This window comes from Dialister micraerophilus DSM 19965 (assembly GCF_000194985.1).
GTDB lineage: Bacteria > Bacillota > Negativicutes > Veillonellales > Dialisteraceae > Dialister > Dialister micraerophilus.
On record NZ_GL878519.1, the window covers coordinates 137,050 to 162,096 of the forward strand.

Consider the following 25,047-nt stretch of genomic DNA (forward strand, 5'->3'; position numbering starts at 1 on the left):
GATATTCCTTTAAGTATAGGTTAGCAGATAAAATTAGTCAAATTCAGTTTATATGTCACCTATTTTTGATTCTATTCTTTTTTCTTATTTTTTTCAATATACTTCCATTTGAATTATTCCATATATCATATTCGGAATAATTATTTATCCATTTATTCTCCAAGTATGAATAAATATCACTGGATTCAAATCCATATCTCCAAAATGCCAGCCCTCCAAGTTTGTATTTTTTTGCTAATTTAATTTTTTCTCCTAATGACCTTTTTTCTTCCATCCATATTTGTGCCGGCAAACCGTTTGTTTTATATATACCTTTATACTGTTTTTCTTTTTCTTGCCAAATTAAACGTACATTATGCTTCATAATGAATTCTCTATTATTTTTTATCGTTAAAACCGAAGAAGTTGCACTTCCGTCATATCCTATCCAAGCTCGTGTATAAAATGGAATACCTAAGATTAATTTTTCTGCAGGAACTTCATTTAATAATTCCGGTATTTTCCGATTCAACCAATTATATGATGAAACAGATCCGGCATATTTACTTCCTGCAGGAGTTTCATCGTATCCCATAATTATTTGATAATCGGTAAATTTCGATAAAGCTTTTCTGTCATAGCACATACTCCAAAAATCACTTAGCTGTTCAATTACGGTTATATCAATTGATAATTTTTTGTTTTTGGCATGGATTTTACTTGATAATTCTTTTATAAAATTTGTAAATAGATTTTTATCTTCTTTATACATATTTTCAAAATCAATATTATATCCGTCAAATCTGTATACTTCAGAATATGCCGCCATACGATTGGTAATTTCATCTATTTTTTTTGAATTCTTTACAAAATCACGAGTTTTGTCCGGATCAAAATTATTATGTATCAACGGCATTACTTCCATACCTGAATTTTGAATATTTTTCAAATATGATAAAAATTCATTACTGAATACATTGTTAAAAACATTTATACTTCCCAATGTAGGAGATATTATTCTTATGCCTGCATTTTCCGTAAAAAATGCAGAATTCTGGTTGAATTCACTATCAGGATCCCATATAATCAACGGTTTTAAATTGGATTTTTCCTTTTTTAAATTAATTTGTTTATCTTTTTGTATTTTAAATGTTTTTCTTTTTAAGTTGATTTCACCTTTCAAACCTGCTTGTTTCGAGAAAAAATCGAAATCAACTAATTTTTTATTGTTTTTATAATAATCGGTATCTCTACTTTTTCTTCTTTATTTCCAACTTTTAAAATTGCAAATGTTTTATTTTTTCTTCTTGAATTTTCCATCTACCGCCATTTTCAAGCAATTCAGGTGTAACATAAACAGTATCTTCATCTTTATAGGCGTAAAATCCTTTTAAATTTTTCCCTTCCAAATGCAATTTATCAATTGCATTTGCATTAATGAAAGCAGTAAGAATCAAACTTGATAAAATTAAAATCTTATATTTTTTTATTTTCATGTTTCTCCTACCCGAAATTAAAAAATTAAATAAATAAAGTACACTTATTTTTGTAGTATATCATAGGTTTTTTTATAAATAAAATTATGTAATTTATTCTTTTTATTGCAGCTGTTATTTTATTTTGATAATATAATTTGGTAATTAAATTTAATATTTAACATATAATCAGATTTATTAAATGAAATAACTTAAAGGAGATACAATGCATCAATACCTTACATTTATAGGAAATTTTCCTATTCGTTTTTATGGTATATTTTTCTCGTTCGGCATTATTGCCGGGTGTATAATTGCATATTTTTTATTAAAAAAAGAAGGACACGGTTGGGAAAAAATTTTATTTGATTTTGGACTTGTAATTTCTTTTTCCGGAATTATAGGTGGCAGATTATGGGATGTATTTTTCTTCGATTGGCAATACTATCATAACCATCTTTTGGAAATACCTTTTATATGGCAAGGAGGTATGGCAATACAAGGTGGATTATTATTTTCTGCAATTGCCGCATACTTTTTCTTAAAAAAACATGGTATTCCAATACTTCCTTTTGCAGATACTATATCCCCCGCAATTATTTTAGGACAAGCGATAGGTCGCATTGCCAATTTTATGAATGGAGATGCATTTGGACATCCAACCGGAAGTTCTTTTGGTTTGTTATATCCTAAAACAACATTAGCTTATAAAACATTCGGCAGTCAACCTTTATGGCCTGCAGAAGTTTGGGAATGTCAAGGTGATTTAATAATTTTTGTTTTACTTATTTGGTTCTCATGTTCAAAACGTCCTAAAGGTACTGTTTTTTGCCTTTATTTAATGCTTTATTCCATATTACGCTTTTTCTTGGAATATTTACGTGGAGATTATGCAATATTGGCATTCGGATTAAAAAGTGCGCAAATAACTTCAGTAATTGTATTTATTTTAGCTTCTGTTTTTTTCATATATTTCAATATCAAAAAACAAAACTAATACTTAAAATACCGAAAAATAAATAAATGCTCTGAATTCTTTTAATTCAGAGCATTTATTTATTTATTATTAATGATTTTTAAAAAATCATTTTCATTTATTATTTTTATTCCTTTTTCCCTTGCTTTCTCCAATTTGCTTCCTGCATTCTCTCCGACTATGACAAGTGTTGTAGTTTTTGTTACTGTTGATTGTAAATTGCCGCCTAGTGCTTTTATTATTTCTCCGGCTTCTCTTCTTCCTATATTACTCAGTTTACCTGTTAATACTACATTATGGCCTTTAAATGCATTACCTTCAGATTTTCGCTCATTTAGTTTCATTAATATTCCATGATTTTTCAATCTTTCTATTATTTTTTTGTTTTTCTCATTTTTAAAATATTTATAAATATGTTCGGCCGTAATATTTCCAATACCTGAAACGGATTTTATAGAATCTACGCTTGCATTCATTAACACATCAATATCTTTAAATTTTTCCGATATTAATTCGGAACCTTTTTCGCCTAAATGTCTTATACCTAATGCAAATAAAAATTTTGACAATCCTCTATTTTTACTGTTTTCTATTGATGTCAATAAATTTTTAGCACTTTTTTCTCCCATTCGCTCGATTTGTATAATATCATCTTTTCTCAATTCATAAAAATCTGCAATATTTTCAATTAAATTGTATGCCAACAAACCATCTATCACTGCAGGTCCCAAACCTTCTATGTTCATGGCATCTCTTGATGCAAAATGTATAAGGTTTTCTCTTATAACCCCACCGCAATCAGGATTTATACATCTATATGCAACTTCACCTTCTGTACGATAAATTTTATGTTTACACAAAGGACACTCGGACGGCATAATAAATTTTTTCTCTTTTCCGGTACGTTTATTCTTCAAAACTACAGATATTTCCGGTATAATCTCACCCGATTTATAAATTTTAACAATATCCCCTATTCTTATGTCCTTTTCTTCTATAAAATTCATATTATGTAATGTTGCCCTTTTTACTACAGTTCCTGCTATTTGTACCGATTTTAAATCTGCAGACGGTGTTAAAACACCTGTCCTTCCCATTGTAACTATAATATTTTCAACAACTGTTTCTGCTTCTTCCGGAGGATATTTATAAGCAATTGCCCATTTAGGATCTTTTGATGTTGCTCCTAATACATTTTGTTGTTCAAAATCGTTTACTTTAACAACCATTCCATCAGTATCATATCCTAAATGATGTCTTTTTTCTTGCCATTCATTAATAATTTCTATGACTTTTTCAATACTGTTTATCTTTTTATAATTAGGATTTACTTTAAAATGAAATTTTTTTAGCAAGTTTAATAAAGATTCTTGATTTTTAATTTCAATACCTTCAGTTTCTCCTACAGAGTATGCAAAGAAATCAAGATTTCTAGATGCCGTAACATTCGGATCCAACTGTCTTATCGACCCGGATGCCGCATTTCTGCAATTTGCAAACGGCATAATACCTGCAGCATCTCGTTTTTCATTTAAACTTACGAAACTCGATCTGGGCATAAATACTTCACCCCTTATTTCAATATAAGGCGGTGCATTTTCAATGTACAACGGAATTGACTTTATTGTTTTTACATTTGCTGTAACATCTTCACCGACTTTACCGTCACCTCTAGTCAAACCTCGTATTAATTTACCCTCTTCATAAATTAAATTCATTGATAATCCATCAATTTTAAGTTCAGTTATATATTCTATATTATCGGTATTTAAAGTTTCTTTCACACTTCTATCAAATTCTATTAACTCTTTACCGTTAAATGCATTTGACAAACTTAACATAGGTTTTTTAAATTCTACTTTTTTGAAATCTCCGGTAGCTTTTCCACCTACTCTCTGTGTAGGTGAGTCCTGAGTAATAAGCTCAGGATATTTAGATTCAAAATCTACTAATTCACGATACATTTTGTCAAATTCAAAATCACTTATTTCAGGCTTATCCAATACATAATATAAATAACTGTGATATCTTAATTCTTCACGTAATTTTTTAACTTTTGAAATTATTTCATTTGTTATCATTTTATGCCTTCTCAATCGGTGCGAATGCCACCATAACTTGACGAATTTTATTTCCTTTAAATTGCAATTTAAGCATCATATCTTTACCCTTGCCACTTACTTCTACTACTTTTCCATTTCCCCATAATCTATGTTTTACTATATCTCCAACTTTCCAATTATAATTGTTAGAAGAATTTCTTTTAGGAAATTTATTTCTTATACCGGATTCCGACAATGCATATTTACTTTTAATATTATCAATAAATCTGCCATTTGAATTATATTGATAGCATGAATTATTTCTTTTCACTTCTTCTATTAAATCACCGGGAATTTCTTCTAAAAATCTACTTTCTTTAAATGGCTTTAATTGTCCGTACATTGTCCTTATATTCGAACTTGTAATAAATAATTTTTCTTTAGCTCTAGTAATAGCTACATAACACAATCGCCTTTCTTCTTCCAATGCACTTTCGTCCATAAGTGAACGTACTCCCGGAAATATACCTTCATCCATTCCTGCTAAAAAAACAAAGGGAAATTCCAATCCTTTGGCACTGTGAACAGTCATTAACGTTACTTTATCGTTTACAGTTTCATAGTTATCTACATCATTAACAAGTGCAACTTTTTCAAGAAAATCGGAAAGTGTTCCGTCAGGTTTTTCATTTATAAAATCTTTTGCAACAGATAATAATTCTCCTATATTTTCTTCTCTGCTTTGACTTTTCGGATCATTAGATTCATGTAAAGCCGCAATGTATTCTGTTTCTTTTAATACCATATCAATCAATTCAAATACATCACATTGAATTGATTCATTAACTAATTTAAATATTAACGCACTGAATTTTTGTATTTTTTTCTGGACTGATTCCGATAATGAAGATTCTTCAAGCATAATCAAGGTTTCAAATATTGATATGTTTTTATCTTTTGCAAAATTTAATAACTTTTGTACGGTTACACTACCAATACCCCTTTTAGGAACATTTATTATACGCAATAATGATATATCATCTTTATAGTTTGATATTACTTTCAAATATGCCAAAATATCACGAATTTCTGCACGATCATAGAAACGTGTCCCTCCTACCATTGTATATCCTATACCTTTTTTAACAAGGCTTTCTTCAAGAACACGTGATTGTGCATTCATTCTGTACAAAATAGCAAAATTTCCATAGCTGCAATTATTTTTATCATGTTCTTCTTTTATTGTATTTATAATAAAATCCGCTTCTGCATGCTCATCAGATGCTTTATATCTTTGTATTAAATCTCCCTTGTCGTTTTGTGTCCACAAATTTTTTGAAGGCCTGTCTATATTATTCTTTATTACTGAATTTGCTGCGTTTAAAATTGTTTTTGTAGATCTGTAATTTTGCTCAAGTTTAATAATTTCAGCTTGTGGATAATCAGATTTAAAATCAATAATATTTTTTAAATCTGCACCTCTCCAAGAATAAATACTTTGATCCACATCACCTACTGCACATATATTACAATCTTCACCGGCAATATATTTTGCCATCAAATATTGTGCATGATTTGTATCCTGATATTCATCAATCAAAATATATTTAAACCTTTTTTGCCACTTTTCTCTTATATTTTTTTCATATAGCATTTCAGTTGTTAATTTAAGCAAATCATCAAAGTCTAAAGCATTATTTTGTTTCATATATTTATCATATAATTCATACACATCGGAAATTTTTTCATTATAAAAGTTTCCACTGTTTTCATAACGAAATTTATTTGGTCCAATTAATGAGTTTTTTGCAGCTGATATTTTAAATTGAACTTGATTTACTTGAAACATTTTTTCATCCAAATTCAGTTCTTTTAAAATATTTTTTAATAATTGTTTTGAGTCGTCAGAATCATAAATAGTAAATTTACTTGTATAAATTCCGCCATTTTCAATTTCTCTTCTTAAAAACCTTACACCAAATGAATGAAATGTATACATCCAAATTTTATTCGCTATAACACCAACTAAATTTTGTACTCGTTCCTTCATTTCTTGTGCAGCTTTATTTGTAAAAGTAATTGCTAAAATTTCTTCCGGTTTTATACCGTTATTCAGCATATGCGCTATACGACAAGTTAAAGCTTTTGTTTTTCCAGATCCTGCACCTGCCATAATAAGTACCGGCCCATATAAGTGTTCTACAGCTTTTCTTTGCTGCTCATTCAACGAGTTTAAATATGTATCCATTTTACTCCTTTGTATCTAAAAAATAAGACTCATATATGACTTGATAGTCATTATGAGTCTCACTTTATTTAATTCCTATTCATATACCTTAATAAGAAACGGTGCTACTTGTTTCTTTCTGGACATAACTTTTTCCAATAAAATCGCATTATTTTTTGATTCTTTACCAAATGCTTTTTCAGCAAAAGATTTAGCCCCTTCAGTAAACCATAAATCAGTATTTTCAGTAAGAATGTTTGTAACCATCAAGAAAGATGCAACATAATTTTTTTCAATTTTTCTTGCTTCCAAAATTTTCATTATTTCAGCTTTTTTTGCTTCAATAGGTGCTTCATCCATAACTGAAATTTGTCCTATTGTAAATACTTTATCACCTGCACTAAATTCTTTGGAATCATTATTTGCTAATTTTTCGGGTGGATAATCCGATATATCCGCACCTGCTCTAAGCATTTCCATACCATATTTTTCATAATCTACACCGGCAATTTTTGCAAGTTCAATAGCTGATTGTTTATCTTCGTCTGTTGTTGTAGGTGAACGGAATAATACGGTATCTGAAATAATAGCAGAAAGCATCATGCCGGCAGCTTCACGAGAAGGTTTTACTCCATGCTGTTTATATAAACCGTAAACAACTGTATTTACGCATCCTACCGGACGAATCAATATAAAAATCGGTTTTAATGTTTCAAAATCTCCAATTCTATGATGATCTATAACTTCAATAATATCTGCATCTTCAAATCCGTCAATACACTGTTTTGATTCATTGTGATCTACTAAAATTAATTTTTTCTTTTCTTCATCAGGATTTTTTCTTGCTACAGATTTTACATATACAGGCGCTTCCACTCCGAAATAATCAAGTGCAAAACGTGATTCTTTATTAATTTCTCCTGCACAAATCGGTACAGCTTCTACACCTAATTGTCTCAACAAGTATGAATAACTTACTGCTGCACCTATACTGTCCGTATCAGGAGACTTGTGCCCGACAACATAAACCTTACTCATTAAACATTCTCCTCTCTACATCAAACGTAAAATTATTATTTATATTTTACTCTATAGTTTTAAATCATTCAATAGAATCAAGGACTGTTATATAAAATTAACACTTATTTTTCTCTTGCTTTTTTTTATTTTTCATATATAACCAAATCAATCCATAAACAATACCTACTACAATTATAATTATAGCCAATCTTAGTTGATGTTCTTTAAAAGTAACTATATCATGTCCTAATACAACTTCCAATAAAACTGACGGAAATTTACCTATCAAGCTTCCTAATAAATGTTCATAAAATGTCATGCTTGATAATGCGGATATTGCAGTAACCAATCCGTTAGGCATATAAGGTATTGCCCGCGCAATCATAACAGCTTTCCATGACTCATAGGAGTCTAATTTGGTCAAAGTTTTACTTTTTTGAATAATGGCCTTTGCAACATTTCTAAAAAGCGTTCTCATTATAAAAAAAGAAATCATGACTCCGGTAGTTTCAGCCAACCATGATATAACAGTTCCCCAAAAAATACCAAAAATCAAACCATTTGCCGTTGATAAAAATATAGAAGGCAAAAATCCCACTATATTTATTATTACATCTATAAAGAAACTTACAAAAACCGCCCATATACCAAAACTTTGTAGATATACAACAGTTCCCTGAAGGTTTCCATCTTTGGATAATTTTATAATCGTTGAATAAAAAGTCGGATCGGCAATGTGAATACCGACAAAAAGTAAACATAATAATATTATTAAAATAAATCGAAATTGTTTTTCCTTTTTCTCTTCATTTTCTCTCATAATTCACGACCTGATAATTAAATTTTAAAATAAGTAAAAGGAATGCATATGCATCCCTTTTATTTTACTAATGCAAATCTTGTAATGAATCACGAAATAAATGCATATATTCCAAAGCTTTACCTGCACCTATAGCATTAATATAGGAAGGCTGATTTATTACATAAGTTGAAATACCTGTTATATTACCTATCATATTGCTCAAACCTTTTAATTGTGATAAAGCACCTGACATCATTATACCGTCATTTTTTATATCAGATAATAAAACAGGTGGCGTCTGCTGTAATACATTTATTATCTGTAAAAACACTTTGTTTAAAATTGAACTTAAAGCTTGGTATATGTCTTTTGAAGTTACAGAAATTCTTACCGGCAATCCTGTATCGAGTGATTGCCCTGATACTTCCGCTGTTCTTTGCGCATGATCCAATTCCCAAGTAACACCAAGTGTTATTTTCAGTGATTCTGCTGATTTTCTACTTATATTAACATGATATTGTTTTCTTATATAAGATATAATGGCTTGATCCATATAAATCCCGCCATATTTTAATGAATCGCTTATAACTATTCCGCGTTTGGATAAAACTGATATTTTAACAGATCCTCCGCCGAAATCTATCAGGAAAAAACCTTGACAATCTTTTCGTTTATTTTTTATCCCCATTAAGGTAGCTATAGGTTGATCAATCAAAACAGTTTTTCTTACTCCCATTGCAACCGAAGCTTCAAGAAGTGCACGTTTTTGAACTTTACTTATGCCCGGTGGTACGCATATAAGTAATCTCGGATGGAAAAATAATCCTTTCAAATATGAATAACTCATAATTGAATTCAATAAGTACGTAACTGCTTTATAATCAACTACCACACTATTTCTCACAGGATAAATCAAATTTATACCTTGAGGTGTACGTCCTTCCATCTCTTCGGTTTTAGTTCCATAAGAAAAAAAATCATTTTTATTTTCTTGCTTGGCCACTACAGATGATTCAGAAAAGATAATACCTTTTTCTTTTAAATATACCACCATATTCGATGTCCCTAAATCAACGCCTATATTTTCAGACCCGAACGATCCAAGCCAATCCATAAAAGTATATTTATCTAATTGAAATTTGAATTTATTGCTTAATATTTTTTTCTTATTCGACACGAGAAATTTCAGCCCCTAAGCCTTGTAACTTTTCAACTAAATGATCATATCCTCGATCAATATGATGCAACTCACCTATTTCAGTTTCTCCATGTGCCGCCAAACCTGCAAGTACAAGTGCAGCACCTGCTCTCAAATCTGTTGCGCGAACAAATGCACCATTTAAGAAAGGAACTCCTCTAACCGTTGCACATCTTCCCTCAACTTGGATAGATGCACCCATACGTCTTAATTCACCTACATGCATAAATCTATTTTCAAAAACAGTTTCGGTAATCTTGCTTTCACCGTTACTTATTGTCATCAATGCCATAAATTGTGCCTGTAAATCTGTAGGAAACCCGGGATAAGGCATAGTTTTAATATCGGTTGAACTTATATTTCCATCACTAATTACACGAACACTATCTATGTCTTTTATTACCTTTACACCTGCTTCAGAAAGTTTAGCCAAAAGAGGTTTTAAATGTTCCGTTAAAACATTTTCAATTGTTACATCGCCGCCCGCCATTGCAGCAGCAATCATATACGTTCCGGCTTCTATACGATCCGGAATAACTGTATGCGATATTCCCCTAAGTTCTTTAACACCTTCAATACGTATAACATTTGTTCCTGCACCTTTTATGTTTGCACCCATACTTGATAAAAAAGTAACAAGATCAACTATTTCAGGTTCTTCAGCAGCATTTTCAATAATTGTTCTTCCTTCAGCAAGTACTGCTGCCATAAGTATATTTTCAGTAGCTCCTACACTAGGAAAATCTAAATATATAGTTGTTCCTTTTAACCCTTGAGGTGCATATCCTTCTACAAAGCCGTTTCCTACAGTTATTTTTGCACCTAATGCCTCAAACGCTTTTAAATGCAAATCAATAGGACGACTTCCAATCATACATCCTCCGGGTAAAGCGATTTTTGCATAGCCCATTTTAGAAAGAAGAGGACCCATAATCAAAAAAGATGCACGCATACGGCTCATCAATTCATAAGACGCTTCCGATTTATTAAGACCTGAAGCATCAAATGTAAGACTGCTACCTTGCTTTTTAACTATTACACCTAAAGATTCCAAAACGCTGCAAATAGTTATTACATCATCTAAATCTGGAACATCAAGCACTGTAGCAGGTGTTGAAGGCAATAACGTCGCCACAATAATAGGTAAAACTGCATTTTTTGCGCTTGATACGCGTACGGATCCATGTAAAGGTTTTCCACCTTTAATCAATAATCTTTCCAAACGAATCACTCCTATATATTTCAAATAATTATTTTATTTAAATTTTACTATTTTAAATCTTAGGTAATCATAGCAAAATTAATATTCAAATTCAACAAAATAAATAAAAACACCAAATATATAAAAATGATTAAATTTATTTTTCAGATTTTTCATCTTTCTCAGAAGATGCAATAACTTGAAGAATGTCATGTCTTGTAATCATACCTACTAATTTATTCGGAGATTCAACAACAGGTACACTTTTTAAATGCTCATCAATCATTAAAGTAGTAACAGTTTCCAAATTAGTGTCGGGAGCAACACAGTGCACATTTGTTGTCATAATTTCAGATGCTTTGGTTGCAAGCAATTTTCTAAATGAACTTGCAAATCTTCCATAGCCCCAATAATAGACTCCTGCCCCTAAAACATCCATATATTGAGGTACATACGGTCTTACCTTTTTATAAAGTAAATCTCCTTCCGATATAATTCCGAGTAATGTATTTTTTTCCCCTACAACAGGTAATGCACTTACAGGATGTTCTACAAATATTTTCACCAAATCATGAATATTTATATCTGCAGAAACTGAAATAATATCTTTAGACATGAAATCTTTCGCTAAATATTGTTTTATTCCCATAAAATCCTCCAAATTGTAAAAATATATTTTATTTAATTGTACATTATTTTTGACTATTATTATAGTTCTTTATAAATGGTAAGGCTCATTTTTTATAATTTTTATACTTCTGTATATTTGCTCAACTAATATCAATCTTGCCATTTGATGTGTCAACGTCATTTTACTTAAACATAATTTAAATTTAATATTTTTTCTGATAGTCTCTCCATTACCTAAAGGACCTCCTATAAAAAAATGAAATCTACTTTTACCTGAAATCATTTTATTTTCAAACCATGAAGCCAATTCTTCCGATGACATTTCTTTACCTGATGTATCTAATAATATGCAACAATCTGTATATTTTAGAGATTTTAATAATTTAATACTTTCTTTTTCCATAACCTGCTTCTTAATTTCTTCAGATTTTTTAGAAAATTTTTCTTCTTCATGTTCAATAATGTTCATTTTAGCAAACGGTTTTAAACGTTTAAGGTACTCATCAATGCCTTCCTTCATCCATTTTTCTTTTATTTTACCTATTGCAGATATTGTAATTACCATTTCAAATTCTCCGGAGATTCACCCAACTCAACAATTGTTCTTTTTAAAACACCGTCAGATTCATATGTAACATTAATTTTTTCACCGGGAGAATACTTACTTAAAATTTCTCTTATTTCTATAATTTTATTAACCGGTTTATCATTTATCTGCATTAAATAATCTCCGATTTCTATACCCGAAGCATTAATCGGTCCATCTCTGTAAACATTTAATACCAACACACCACCGGCGTCACGACTCCAATCATATCCATATCTGTTTGCCAAGTCTTCATCAATCAAAGAAGCACCTAAAAAAGAACGTATAACACGACCGTTTTTAATCAATTGTGATGTAATATCTTTAACTTGATTAATAGGTATTGCAAATCCAATTCCTTCAATTCCTTGCTTTATTATTTTTGAGCTGTTAATACCTATAACTTTTCCATCGACTGTTGCTAAAGCACCACCTGAGTTTCCAGGATTTATAGCAGCATCGGTTTGAATCAACTTAAAACGATGTTCCATATTATCCAATGTTCTGTTCAATGCACTTATTACACCCACAGTTATTGTACCTTTAAACTCCAATCCAAGAGGATTACCTATAGCTATAGCAGTTTCACCTACTTGCAGCTGTTCCGAATCACCAAATACAGCTGTAGGTAAATCATCTTGAGTGTCAATTTTAATAACTGCCAAATCGGTTATTGCATCTTTACCTATAACTTTACCGTTAATTGTTTTACCGTTGGATAATAAAACATTTACATCATCACTTCCGGAAACAACATGATTATTAGTTACAATATATCCTTTTTCATCAAAAATAACACCTGAACCTGTACTCTGATTAATTTCAAATTTGCGATTAAATATATCACGTCCGTAAATTTTAGAAGTAATTCCTACAACTGAAGGCCCTACTTTTTTTACAGCTTCAACTATCGGTGTATTTCTTACGGCAGGAAGCTCTATATTTTCATTTTTGTTAAAATCACCTTTAAATTTATTACTATAAGTATTACCGAAATAAAATCCGCTAATCCATGCAATAATCAGTACAATTATAAACAATAATAAATATTTTAGTCTTGCTTTTAAAATTTTATTAAGTATTTGATTTTTCATAATCCCTCCAAATCAAAATATTAATTATATATTTATTCTTTTAATATAGCATATTTATTATTATTTAAATATATGATAAAAGGAACATCTTAATTAAGATGTTCCTTTTATCATTATTTTGCATATCCTGTAGCACGAGTTTCTCTTATAGTAACAACTTTTATTTGTCCTGGATATTGTAATTCATTTTCTATTCTTTTTACTATATCGTGAGATAAAATAATAGCCTGATCTTCTGTTATTTTTTCAGGTTTAACTATAACTCTGAGTTCACGTCCTGCTTGAATTGCATAACAATTATCAACTCCAGGATATGACTTGGCTATATCTTCCAATTTGGTTAAACGTTTAATATAATTTTCCAACGTTTCTCTTCTTGCGCCAGGTCTTGCAGCTGAAATAGCATCCGCTGCCGCAACAAGTACAGCTTCAACACAAGTAGCTTCAGTATCACCATGATGAGATGCTATAGCATTAATTACTTTCAGAGGTTCTTTGTATTTTTTTGCAAGAGCTACACCTAATTCTACATGTGTACCTTCCTGTTCTCTGTCAATAGATTTTCCGATATCGTGGAATAACCCTCCACGTCTTGCCATTTCCGCATCTGCACCGACTTCATCCGCTAAAAGACTGGCAAAAAATGCCGTTTCAACCGAGTGTCGTAATACATTTTGTCCATAACTTGTACGGAATTTCAACCTACCGAGCATTTTTATCATTTCCGGATGAACACCACCGATGTTACATTCCAATACAGCTTCTTCACCGGCTTCTTTAATTTCTTTATCTATATCATTCTTTGTTTTTTCGACAATTTCTTCAATTCTTGCCGGATGAATACGTCCATCCTTAACCAAACTTTCCAATGCTTGTCTTGCAATTTCTCTACGTATAGGATCGAAACATGACAAAATAACCGCTTCAGGAGTATCATCAATTATTAAATCTACACCTGTTAATGTTTCAATGGCACGAATATTTCGCCCTTCCCTACCTATAATACGTCCTTTCATTTCTTCATTCGGTAATGAAACAACCGATACGGTTGTTTCAGATACCGTATCTGCAGCACTTCTTTGAATAACTGTTGCTAAAATTTCCCTAGCCTTTGTTTCAGCCTTCTCTTTAATCTCATCTTCAGCATTCTTTATTCGAACTGCTTTTTCATGTTCCAATTCATCATCAACTCTGGATAAAATCATGTCTCTTGCTTCATCTTTAGATAATAATGAGATTTCTTCCAGCTTTTTCTCTTGTTGTAAATACAAATCATCGACTTTCTCTTTTTGAAGCTTTACCTGTATTTCACGTTTATTAAGAGAAGTTTCTCTTTGTTCCAAATTTCCACTTCTTAAATCTAAGTTGTTTTCTTTTTGGACCAATCGTTGTTCATAACATTTAAGTTCGTCACGACGTTCACGACTTTCAGCTTCCATATCTTCACGAATTTTATGTATTTCTTCTCTTGTTTGAACTAAAGCTTCTTTACGCATTGTTTCCGCATCATGTACTGCAGAAGACAACATTTTCTTTGCATCTTCAGATATTTGTTTAGCTTTTTCTTCAGCAGAGCCTATTTTGGCCTCTGCCAAATGTTTTCTCAATATATATCCTATAATTACCCCTACAAAAGCAGCAATTACACAACCGATGATAATAATAAGTAATACTTCATCAATATTCAACCAGTTCACCTCTCTATTCATATAATTTCAATATTCATATCATTTACTATACACAAAACACCATCTTTAATTCTAAAATTTTTATATTTTATTGTCAAGATAAATAAATACAATATCCAGCATTAATATGCAAAACAGTTTTATTGTATATAACTAATCGTTTTTGGAACTTCCTCCACCAAGCATTGACCACATAAGCAACGCACCGAATGCTATCCACGACAAAGATTGTGACATAATATTTAAATCAACTAAAATATTTATAACCGTAAGTCCGAAAATAAAAAGCATATTTGCTCTTATATCACTAAACTTATCTCTTTTTAACAGAATATAAGAAAAAAGCAATATTAATAAATGAACAATTATAACTCCGGGAATAAAAACACTTGTAGGCAACATTTGCAAAATAAAATTCCCCAAAATCATAACTGCCATAATAAATACCCATGTATTAGACATACTATTCTCCTTTATATAAATCTCCTTCTTTAGAAGGAATCCAAACATTCATATTTTTATATTTCCACTTGAATTCATAGGATGGAATCCATTTTTTACCAGACATATGCATAGGTATGACTAAATGCTTCACTTTAATTTGATCTAAAAAATATTTAATTCCCCATTCACTTGCTATTTCAAGTCTTGAGTCTACGGGAAAGAATGCAAAATCTACTTCTTTTTCATTTTGAGATATATTTTTTATCTCTTCAAAAAAATTTTCTCTTGCTTTAGTATTATAAAAATTGTTTTCACTTGCCCAATGCCACCAATTAAGATCTCCGGCATGAAATAAACTGCAATTTTTTAATTTTACAAAATATGAACCACCTATATCTGTAGATCCGTACATCTTGATTTTAAATAAATCATTTTCAAAACTGTCAAATACACTCATACTTACAATTTTAGATTTATCTACATTAAACAATTTACATTCTGAATGTAAAAAATATAATTTTGCTCGGTCAAAATACTTTGCAATTTCAAAATTAAAATGATCTGAATGCTTATGACTTACAAAAAAATACAAATCTTTACTATTTTCTTTAATCATATTATTCAAAATATTGTTACTATCTTTATGATAATCAAATACCATTATACATTCCGAAGTTTCTACTATAAATCCACTATGATACAAATATGTAATAGATATTTTCATCTTAATATCCTCCATGTCGAATATTATAACATACAATAATTTCGATACATATTTAATAATATAATCTAAATATCTATTTAAATAAAAATACTATAAAATTTTTCAACTATATAATTTTGATATATCATAAAAAAAACTTTGACTATAAATCTGTTTTTATATAAAATAAAAACAGATTTTAAATACGTTTATTTATTAACTAAGGATGTTACAATGCATAGTTCGTCATTATTTCAATCTTCCTCAGCTTTTAAAAATATACAGGAAGCTCTTGATACCGTAACGTCTTATTTTAGTGATTTATTGCGACTGAAATCACCTGATTTATATGCTCATTCAGTGCGTGTTTCAAATTATGCCGGAGCTACGGCAATATATATGAGACTACCTGCAAATGAAATCACATTAATAAGATATGCGGCATTTTTACATAAAATTGGATATTTGGCACTACCGAATCAAATATTGAACAAAGCACCTTATTTAAGCAGAAGAGAACTTTCTCTTTATAAAAAATATCCTGAATTAGGTGCAAACATGCTTGAATCGTGTCCGGGTTGTCAGGATCTTCTACCTTATATACGTTCTCATCATGAACGATGGGACGGTACCGGTTATCCTAAACATTTAAAAAATGTTAATATTCCGCTCGGTGCACGAATAATAGCCGTTGCAAGTTATTTTGATTCAAATATTTATAGCTCGGCGGATTTTAAACAAAAAACAAAAGCTGAAGTTTCACAAATGATATTCAGCGGTTCAGGTATTTTATTTGATCCGGAAGTAATTACAGCTTTTTTAAAAGTTATATTTCATAGTTGTGATATTTCTGTAAAGTAAAACTCCGATAACTTTGCTCAAACCATGTTATCGGAGTTTTATTTTGCAAATAAAATTGGGGTAAAGAAAATATTTTTACTCCAATTTTATTATATAAACTTGAAACTATATTTTTAAATAATGTTTTTAATTTATAACACCGGAATTAATATATGTAAACAATCCGGAATTACGCTCCCTTCCTATTTCTTCTGCTATACGCATAGTTTGTTTATGACATGTAAATAAAAATATTTGCTGTTTTTTGCCGAGTTCCATTAAAAATTTTAAAGTTTCCTTTTGTCGCTCTTCATCAAATCTTACAAATATATCATCAAGAACGATAGGCAGTGATTCAACTTGTTCTCCAAACGCTAATGCCAAAGCAAGGCGAATAGCCAAATATACTTGATCTCCTGTACCTGATGACCATATTTTTGACTCTTTTATTTGATTTTTATAATCAATAATTTTTATAGATTTTCCTTTATCATCCAATAAAATTGAATATTTACCTCTTGTCATAGAGTTTAAAAATAAATTTGCTTGTTCCATTACTTTAGGTTGCTTACCTGTTTCATATTTTTTTTGTGCAATTTCAAGTATTTTATCTATATAAAAATATGTTATCCATTCTTCCAGCAAATGTAATATCTTAGATTCTATTTCTTTTTTCTCTTGCAATTTGGTTGTCATTGATTCGTCTTCGGCTAACCTAAATATTTCATTTTCAACAGCACCTGCTTGCATTTGCATATTTCCAAGTTTTTCATTGCCTTTTTTAGTTGATTCTTCAAGAAGTTTATACTCTTTCATCCATTTCTCATATTCATCTTTTTCCAAAAAGCCCCATAATTTATTAAATTCTTCTTCACTGCCTGCATATAAACGTAAATCTTGTCTTACCGCATTCCACTCTTTCATAATCTGATCTTGTTTTTCATATGCATTTACTCTTGCAGCAAATTCTTCAGCATTCTCTGCATTTACGAGTTTAAATAAAGATTGCATACTTTCTTGGCATTTATTCCATTTTTCATTTAATTTTTCAAGTTCATTTTTATAGGATAAATGCTGCTTGTTTCTTTCAAAAACGCTTTGCCATTCTAAATTGCATCTTCTGTTTTCTTCATAAATTTGTAAAATTTCAGCCGGAATTACTTCACATGATTTTCCTGTTGCTTTAATAATGACAGCAGCTCGTTCTTTAAATTCAGATAATTTTTGTTCAATTTGTTCTATTTTAACATCAAGTATTTTACCTTTACCTTGTATTGAATAAATTTTCTGCCATTGTTCTTGTAGTTTTGAAAGATCATCAGCTTTACATTCAGGTAAATTATATTTTAAAAGCCATGCTTTCCAATCTTTATGAATTTCTTCATCTAATTCTTTCAGTTCCTTGCCTTCTTCAATCCATTTATTATATTCAAGTTCTTGTTTTTTTATTGTTTCTTTTTTCCATAAATTTGCTTGTCTTTTTAATTGATTTTTATAAAAATCCGCACGTTTTTCTTGCATCATGTTATGAAATGCAATCATATCTTCTTCAGACTCAGGTATTTTCCCCGGAAATTCACTTCCCAATATTTTTATTTTTTCTTCTACATCCAATAATTCTTTATTAAATTTATCTTGTTTATTCCTCTTTGAATGTGATTTTTTTCTGTTAACAATAAATGCTGCGCCTGAACAAATAATACATATTATTGCAATATATATTGAAAATACTCCTATAAATGATGTATAAAAAGCAGCTAAGCTCAAAATTGCAAACAATAATAATACTGTACCTATCCAAAACCATATTGTAAATTTATGTTCTTTTTCTTCGTTTAATGTTTGTAAATCATCTTTAATAATTTTTTTCCGATCAACAAATGTCTCTATTTTATTTGCTTTATTTTCAAAATTTTTCCAATCTTCTTCCGTAATAATTTCCGTATCTACAGGTTCCAATGGTTCAATTGTTTCCACTTCGGGTTCACGCTGTTTCCAAAAATGTAATTCATTATCTCTTACAATTACGCTCTGTGAAATTCTTCTGCCTTCTTCCCAATCTACGTTCGTATTTATTTTTTCCGGATTTAACATTGTGTCCCATAAAGAAAGATCATATCCTAGATGCATAAATTGAATTTTCCATTCAGATTTTTGATTTTTCAATTCTTCTGCATCATTAATTGTTTGCTGCCATTGTCCAAGATTTATATATAATTTTTCAAGTTTATCTTGAAGATTTACTAATGGAACTATTTCTTCTTTTTTATATGGTTTATACTCAGATAATTTAACTTTCAAAGCTTCTTGTTGTTCATGTATTACTTTCATATCATTCATCAAACGATTCCATTGTTCTTTACCATTTGATGGAAATACTTTTACTTTTTCACTTAAATCTATTTGTTTTTTAAGTGCTTTTACTCTTTTATAATATTCCCAAGCACCAAGTCTTTTTTCAAGTTTTTTACTTTCTTTTTTTTGATATTCCAACTTATTCTTCAGTTCACTTATCTCACCATTTAACAATTCTTGCTTTTTTTGCAAATCTGAAAAATCTTTTTCTTGTAAAGATAATTTGTCCAGTTCTTCTTCAGTTTCATGCAGTTTATTTAAAAGAGAATTTATTTTTCTTTTTCCTTGAGGAGATGATATAAAAATATTTTCCATTTCTTCTTTAACTATTTTTTTTACATTTGATATTTTATCTCCACCTTGCAACATAAAAAATCTGCTTCTTACGGAATTATCACTTAAAAATGTTGCACCTTGCAAATCTTCCAATCCGATTGCAAATATATTTTCATACATTTTTCTGTTTAAACCATGCCACCATAGAAGCGGTAATTCATCTTCGTTTTTTTTCATTTCCGAATCTAAAAACCACTTTTCTTTTTCTGTTCTATATACTCGATATTTATCACCGTTGTCCCTTATAAAAGACATATTTCCAGATTTACCTTGCCATTTTCCACGATTGTAACCGAATATCATATCTCTTATAAATCTAAGTAAAGTTGTTTTTCCGCTTTCATTAGCACCCATAATTACATTGAGTTCATTAACGGCCGGTTTCCATAAAATATCTTTATATATCCCATATTTTTCTAATTGCAGTTCAGTTATTTTCATTTTCTTCCTCCGCAAGCATTTCGACACCTGCAATTTCAGCTCGTTCAAAAGCGCGAATTAATAACTTTTCATCTATTTTATATATTGATTTTTTTAACTTTTCAAATTCAGGTGATTTATTTAACATATCATTTAAAATTTTTATTTTATCTTCTTTATTCGTCATTTTAATTTCATCATAAGCCAATAAATAATTTCCTACTATATCAGGTAAATTTCTACGTTCTTCCAAATCTATAGATATGTTTGTATAATCATCTATTCTCGCAAAATATGAAAATATATGACGAAAACGTTCTTTATCGTTTAGCATGTGCAATATATATTCTTGCCCGTCTTTTGATGAAACTGCTTTATGTAATATACCTCTTCCCGTAAAAATTAAACGTATTATGTTTGGTCTACCCGTTTGTTCTCTAAGTAATAATCTTCTTTTTGTTATTTCATTTAATAAATCTTCAGTTTGATTGAATTCTGATATATCTATTGTTAAATCTACCCATCTTAAAGCATCAGTTTCAACAAACTTCGGTGTTACAGTGCCAAAAGCTCCTACATCTACTATATAGCACCCTTTTGCGCCTGTTTCCGTTATATCAAGGCCTTGTATATTACCAGGATATATAATGTAAGGTTTTTCAGAAATTATTTTTCTTTTGTGTATATGTCCTAAAGCCCAATAGTCCATTCCACTTTTTTTTAAATCATTTATTGTACAAGGTGCATATACACCTTCAGATTTGCCTACATCTGTATGTAACATTCCGATAGAAAACAAGTTTTTGTTTTTATTTTTAAATTTTAGTGAAAGATTTTCAGTTATATGTTTTGTTTTAAAACTCATTCCGTATATTGCAGCAACATCTTCTCCATCTTTTTTTAAGATTACAGATTCTACATCATCAGATGAAAATACATGTACAGATTCAGGTAAAGGTATATCTGCTCTCCATGCTTCTTTCGGATCGTGATTTCCGTGAACTATAAACGTATGTATACCCACCTGTGCTGCACGATATAATTCTCTTGCAAATGCCATTTGTGCAGCTAAACTATGATTTTCACTATTATAAATATCTCCTGATATAAGAATAGCGTCTACACGTGATTCAATAGCAACATCTATTATTTTTTCAAAAGATTTGAATGTAGCTTTATTTATGGCAGATGTCCACGGTCCTGACATTTCAGGACATATTCCGGCAAATGGTTCACCTAGATGTAAATCTGCACAATGAAGAAAAGAAAAATGTTTTCTCATACTTCCTCCTACGAAATTGTTTATATTTATATATTATCATACACTTCATATCAATATATTTAATAATTTTTACAAATTTAAAACTGATCCCAAATTTTGAATTTAAAATCCAATTTTGAGATCAGTATACACTTACATAGCATCGTAAATACTTATCACCGCATCGTATTCTTCGTCTGTTGGAGGAAGATACTCAATTTCTCCAAATTCATCTTCATCCATTCTTGCAAGAATCATATCAAGTTCTTCATTACCGTCTTCAGTTTCCGGAATAGCAACTAAAATTGCAAACTTTTTCCCCATGAAAGGTATTACCGTTTCTTGAACATAATCTTTTTCTTCATTGTCAGGTCCTACAATTGTAACAATAACAGATTCTTCTTGTATTTTTTTATCCATCATTTCCCTTTCTCTTGAATTCCAAATGTCTTAAATATCCTTCTAAAATTACTGTAGCCGCTAATTTATCAATGACTTTTTTTCTCTTTTTTCTACTCATGTCTGCAGATATTAATGTTTTCTGTGCCATAACTGTTGTTAATCGTTCATCCCAAAATGCGCATGGTATATTGGGGAATGCACTTTTCAAATCTTTTACAAAATCTTCTGTGAGTTCTGCACGTATACCTTTTGTACCGTTCATATTTAACGGCATTCCCACTACAATTTCTTTTACATCATAGCTGTCAATTATAGTTTTAAGTCTTTCAAAATCTTTTTCACGCGTACTGTGCCTAATAGTTTCCAAGCCCTGTGCTGTCCATCCCATCAGGTCACTTATAGCTACACCTATTGTATGCGAACCCACATCTAACGCCATAATACGCATTTTATAAACCTTTATGTTTTACATAATAACGAACCAACTCTTCAACCAGTTCATCTCTTTCTATACCTGAAATAAGTTTACGTGCATCATGTCTGCTTGTTATGTATGTAGGTTCTCCCGATACCAAGTATCCTACAAGTTGAACTGCAGGATTATGTCCGGCTTCTTTAAGAGCACTATATACCTCTTTTAAAACCATAGTTGCCTTAACATTTTCCCCTTCTTCAGCACCTTTACTAAAGAGTATTGTTTGATCTGATACTGACATTTGCATCCCTCCTTTACTTAATCATCGATTCAATAATTTTTTCACTTTCTTTAATTGCATCTTCAACTTTTGAAATATCTTTACCGCCGGCTTGAGCCACTGTAGGCTTTCCACCACCACCGCCATTACATATTTTTGCTACTTGAGAAACAACTTTACCCATGTGAATTCCTGCTTCTACAGCTTCTTTAGATGCCATACCTACAAAATTTACTTTTCCGTTTGATACCGAACTCAAAACAAAGGCACCTTTGGGTAATTTATCTTTAATCATATCTGCTATTTTTCTAAGTTCATTAATATTATCAGCATGTGCCGTAGATGCAAAGAATGATATGCCATTCTTATTTTTTATATCACTCATCAAACTTGATAATTCACCTTTTGCCTGTTCGTTCTTTAATTTAAGAATATCATGTTCAGCTTTTTTCAAATCTCCATTGAGTTTATCAATTTTATTTAAAATTTCTTCTTTTTTGCATTTTAATAAAACAGCTGAATTTTCTATTAATTTACGATCACTTACCATTGCTTTATATGCTGATATTCCGGTAAGTGCCACGATTCTTCTAAGGCCAGATCCTATACCGCTTTCACTTATAATTCTAAATGATCCTACTTCACCTGTAGTATGCGTGTGACTACCTCCACATAATTCCAAACTGAAATCTCCAATTCTTACCATACGTACAATTTTACCGTATTTTTCACCGAATAAAGCTAAAGCTCCCGCTTTCCTTGCTTCTTCCAAAGGAACTTCTTTTGTAGTTAAAGTAAGCGATTCCAAAATTTTCTCATTTACAAGTTTTTCTACATCATTAATTTGTTTTGCAGTAAGAGGTTCATTCCAAGTAAAATCAAAACGCAAATGGTCCGGTGCCACCAAAGAACCAGCTTGAGTAGCTTGTTTACCTAATACTTGTCTTAATGCAGCATGCAATAAATGTGTACCTGTATGATTTTTTGCCAAAGCAGCTCTACGAACTCTGTCTACTTTAACTTCAACAATATCATTTACCGAAATTTTACCTTCCGTAATGGTTCCTATAAGATATACAATTCCATCAGGTAATTTTTTTGTGTTGTGAACTTCAAAAACACCGGAAGAATTACGCAGAATACCGATATCTCCCATTTGTCCGCCGCCTTCAGCATGGAAAGGATTATTTTTCAAAATTACAACTAAATCCTCGCCATCAGTAGCGGATAGTATTTCTTCACCATTTTTACCGAGCATCACAATAGTTGTATCAACATCTTCATCTTTTACGGTGAGATTCTTAGCATCCAATTTAGTCGTATCAGGTGTAAGTACTTTTGCAGAAATTTTTACTCTTGCATTTCTTGCTCTTTCTTTCTGCTTATTCATTGATATTATAAAACCTTCTTTATCAATACTCATACCTTCTTCCTTAGCAATTTCATCAGTCAATTCCCAAGGGAATCCATAAGTATCATAAAGTTTAAATACATATTCTCCTGAAAGCTTATTTATATGTTTTTTCTTACTGTCTTCAATCATTTCTGATAAAAGTTCAGTGCCTGCATTTAATGTCGACTGGAAACGTTCTTCTTCTACACTTGCAACTTTCTTTATAAAATCTCTCTTTTCATACAATTCAGGATACTCAGGTTTCATCATATCCACTACTACATCTATCATACGTCCCATAAACTGTTTTTCAATTCCTATTAATTTACCGAAACGTATGGCCCTGCGTAATACTCTGCGCAATACATATCCGCGACCTTCATTTGAAGGAAGTACACCATCGGAAATCATATTTGTTATTGCTCTTGCATGATCAGATATAACTTTTAAAGCAACGTCATCTGATTCTTTAACACCATATACCGCGCCGGACAATTTTGAAGCCTCTGAAATAATAGGGAAAAACAAATCGGATTCAAAATTGTTTTTCTTTTGTTGCATTACTGCAGCTAATCGCTCCAAACCTGCACCTGTATCTATATTCTTCTTTGCAAGCGGTAAATATGTTCCGTCTTTTTGTCTATCAAATTGACTGAACACCAAATTCCAAATTTCAAGGAAACGATCTCCGTCTCCACCCATTTGATTTGCAGGATCTGTTCCGAAAGATTCACCCTGGTCGAAAAATATTTCAGAATCAGGACCGCAAGGGCCTTCTCCTATTTCCCAAAAATTATCTTCAAGTCTGTAAATATGATTTTCCGCAACTCCCATATTTTTATGCCAATAATTATATGCATCTTGGTCATCCGGGAAAATTGTTACATATAAACGTTCTTTATCCATTTTGAGAACTTCCGTTAAAAATTCCCAAGCCCATTCAATAGCTTCTTTTTTAAAATAATCTCCAAAAGAGAAGTTACCCAACATTTCAAAAAACGTATGATGCCTTGCAGTACGTCCTACATTTTCTATATCACCTGTTCTTATACATTTTTGACTTGTTGTTATTCTATGACATGGTGGTTCAACTTTACCTGTAAAATAAGGTTTCATAGGAGCCATTCCTGCACCTATCAACAGTAAACTAGGATCATCCTTAGGAATCAATGGAAAACTTTTTAAACGTAAATGATTCTTTTTTTCTTCAAAAAAAGAAAGATATGCTTCTCGAATGTCGTTACCTTTCATTATTTTTCCCCCTGTAAGACAGATTATTA

The 25,047-nt window shown here is 30.7% G+C and carries 22 protein-coding genes; 2 read left to right on the top strand and 20 right to left on the bottom strand.

Translation table 11 applies throughout. The annotated features are described in order from the left end of the window. Positions 1–55: 55 nt before the first annotated feature. A complete protein-coding gene (locus HMPREF9083_RS00670; protein ID WP_007555452.1) occupies positions 56–1,162 on the bottom strand; it encodes a glycosyl hydrolase family 18 protein in 1,107 nt (368 codons plus the stop codon). Positions 1,163–1,256: 94 nt separating this feature from the next. Beyond that, a complete protein-coding gene (locus tag HMPREF9083_RS00675; RefSeq protein ID WP_007555453.1) occupies positions 1,257–1,475 on the bottom strand; it encodes a hypothetical protein in 219 nt (72 codons plus the stop codon). A 205-nt stretch (positions 1,476–1,680) separates the two neighbouring features. Here HMPREF9083_RS00675 and lgt point away from each other — a divergent pair, with 205 nt between their 5' ends. Then, the gene (lgt, locus tag HMPREF9083_RS00680; protein WP_007555455.1) at positions 1,681–2,451 is read left to right on the top strand and encodes a prolipoprotein diacylglyceryl transferase; all 771 of its coding nucleotides are present in this window, start codon (positions 1,681–1,683) and stop codon (positions 2,449–2,451) included. Between the two features lie 59 nt (positions 2,452–2,510). Here lgt and ligA read toward each other — a convergent pair whose 3' ends face one another. The 12 genes from ligA to HMPREF9083_RS00740 all read right to left on the bottom strand — a co-directional run bounded on the left by ligA (position 2,511) and on the right by HMPREF9083_RS00740 (position 16,086). Next, positions 2,511–4,511, bottom strand: a complete 2,001-nt coding sequence (gene ligA, locus HMPREF9083_RS00685) for an NAD-dependent DNA ligase LigA (protein WP_007555456.1) — start codon at positions 4,509–4,511, stop codon at positions 2,511–2,513. Between the two features lies 1 nt (position 4,512). Then, positions 4,513–6,720, bottom strand: a complete 2,208-nt coding sequence (gene pcrA, locus HMPREF9083_RS00690) for a DNA helicase PcrA (RefSeq protein ID WP_007555457.1) — start codon at positions 6,718–6,720, stop codon at positions 4,513–4,515. Positions 6,721–6,795: 75 nt separating this feature from the next. Then, positions 6,796–7,737, bottom strand: a complete 942-nt coding sequence (locus tag HMPREF9083_RS00695) for a manganese-dependent inorganic pyrophosphatase (RefSeq protein WP_007555458.1) — start codon at positions 7,735–7,737, stop codon at positions 6,796–6,798. Between the two features lie 97 nt (positions 7,738–7,834). Beyond that, complete coding sequence (locus HMPREF9083_RS00700; protein ID WP_007555459.1) at positions 7,835–8,539, bottom strand: TVP38/TMEM64 family protein; 705 nt, start codon at positions 8,537–8,539, stop codon at positions 7,835–7,837. Between the two features lie 67 nt (positions 8,540–8,606). Next, positions 8,607–9,698 carry a rod shape-determining protein gene (locus HMPREF9083_RS00705; RefSeq protein ID WP_007555460.1) on the bottom strand — a complete coding sequence of 364 codons (1,092 nt, stop codon included), beginning with the start codon at positions 9,696–9,698 and terminating at the stop codon, positions 8,607–8,609. Beyond that, positions 9,688–10,941 carry a UDP-N-acetylglucosamine 1-carboxyvinyltransferase gene (murA, locus tag HMPREF9083_RS00710; protein WP_035062517.1) on the bottom strand — a complete coding sequence of 418 codons (1,254 nt, stop codon included), beginning with the start codon at positions 10,939–10,941 and terminating at the stop codon, positions 9,688–9,690. Before murA ends, HMPREF9083_RS00705 begins: the two co-directional genes overlap by 11 nt. 136 nt (positions 10,942–11,077) lie before the next feature. Further along, positions 11,078–11,569, bottom strand: coding sequence for a CBS domain-containing protein (locus tag HMPREF9083_RS00715; RefSeq protein WP_007554470.1), 492 nt, complete (start codon positions 11,567–11,569; stop codon positions 11,078–11,080). Positions 11,570–11,638: 69 nt separating this feature from the next. Beyond that, positions 11,639–12,115, bottom strand: coding sequence for a 23S rRNA (pseudouridine(1915)-N(3))-methyltransferase RlmH (locus HMPREF9083_RS00720; RefSeq protein WP_007555462.1), 477 nt, complete (start codon positions 12,113–12,115; stop codon positions 11,639–11,641). Continuing rightward, a complete protein-coding gene (locus HMPREF9083_RS00725; protein ID WP_007555463.1) occupies positions 12,109–13,230 on the bottom strand; it encodes a S1C family serine protease in 1,122 nt (373 codons plus the stop codon). Before HMPREF9083_RS00725 ends, HMPREF9083_RS00720 begins: the two co-directional genes overlap by 7 nt. A 113-nt stretch (positions 13,231–13,343) precedes the next feature. Next, positions 13,344–14,939: a ribonuclease Y gene (gene rny / locus HMPREF9083_RS00730; protein WP_007555464.1), complete on the bottom strand. Its 1,596-nt coding sequence runs from the start codon at positions 14,937–14,939 to the stop codon at positions 13,344–13,346. Between the two features lie 132 nt (positions 14,940–15,071). Continuing rightward, complete coding sequence (locus HMPREF9083_RS00735; RefSeq protein ID WP_007554424.1) at positions 15,072–15,380, bottom strand: hypothetical protein; 309 nt, start codon at positions 15,378–15,380, stop codon at positions 15,072–15,074. A gap of 1 nt (position 15,381) precedes the next feature. Continuing rightward, on the bottom strand, positions 15,382–16,086 hold the full coding sequence (locus tag HMPREF9083_RS00740; protein ID WP_035062520.1) for an MBL fold metallo-hydrolase: 705 nt from the start codon (positions 16,084–16,086) through the stop codon (positions 15,382–15,384). A gap of 213 nt (positions 16,087–16,299) precedes the next feature. Between HMPREF9083_RS00740 and HMPREF9083_RS00745 the strand changes: the two genes are divergently transcribed. Then, positions 16,300–16,926, top strand: a complete 627-nt coding sequence (locus tag HMPREF9083_RS00745; protein ID WP_007554346.1) for an HD-GYP domain-containing protein — start codon at positions 16,300–16,302, stop codon at positions 16,924–16,926. A gap of 126 nt (positions 16,927–17,052) precedes the next feature. Here HMPREF9083_RS00745 and HMPREF9083_RS00750 read toward each other — a convergent pair whose 3' ends face one another. The 6 genes from HMPREF9083_RS00750 to alaS all read right to left on the bottom strand — a co-directional run bounded on the left by HMPREF9083_RS00750 (position 17,053) and on the right by alaS (position 25,018). Then, entirely contained in the window at positions 17,053–20,037 is a 2,985-nt protein-coding gene (locus tag HMPREF9083_RS00750; RefSeq protein WP_007555467.1) for an AAA family ATPase, read from the bottom strand. Next, positions 20,024–21,298 carry a metallophosphoesterase family protein gene (locus HMPREF9083_RS00755; RefSeq protein ID WP_007555468.1) on the bottom strand — a complete coding sequence of 425 codons (1,275 nt, stop codon included), beginning with the start codon at positions 21,296–21,298 and terminating at the stop codon, positions 20,024–20,026. The genes HMPREF9083_RS00750 and HMPREF9083_RS00755 overlap by 14 nt, the downstream gene beginning before the upstream one ends. A 132-nt stretch (positions 21,299–21,430) precedes the next feature. Next, entirely contained in the window at positions 21,431–21,700 is a 270-nt protein-coding gene (locus HMPREF9083_RS00760) for a DUF1292 domain-containing protein (RefSeq protein ID WP_007555469.1), read from the bottom strand. Continuing rightward, positions 21,690–22,127: a Holliday junction resolvase RuvX gene (ruvX, locus tag HMPREF9083_RS00765; RefSeq protein WP_007554417.1), complete on the bottom strand. Its 438-nt coding sequence runs from the start codon at positions 22,125–22,127 to the stop codon at positions 21,690–21,692. Before ruvX ends, HMPREF9083_RS00760 begins: the two co-directional genes overlap by 11 nt. A gap of 1 nt (position 22,128) precedes the next feature. Further along, a complete protein-coding gene (locus HMPREF9083_RS00770) occupies positions 22,129–22,395 on the bottom strand; it encodes an IreB family regulatory phosphoprotein (protein WP_007554361.1) in 267 nt (88 codons plus the stop codon). A 13-nt stretch (positions 22,396–22,408) separates the two neighbouring features. Further along, a complete protein-coding gene (gene alaS / locus HMPREF9083_RS00775) occupies positions 22,409–25,018 on the bottom strand; it encodes an alanine--tRNA ligase (RefSeq protein ID WP_035062523.1) in 2,610 nt (869 codons plus the stop codon). Positions 25,019–25,047: the final 29 nt, after the last annotated feature.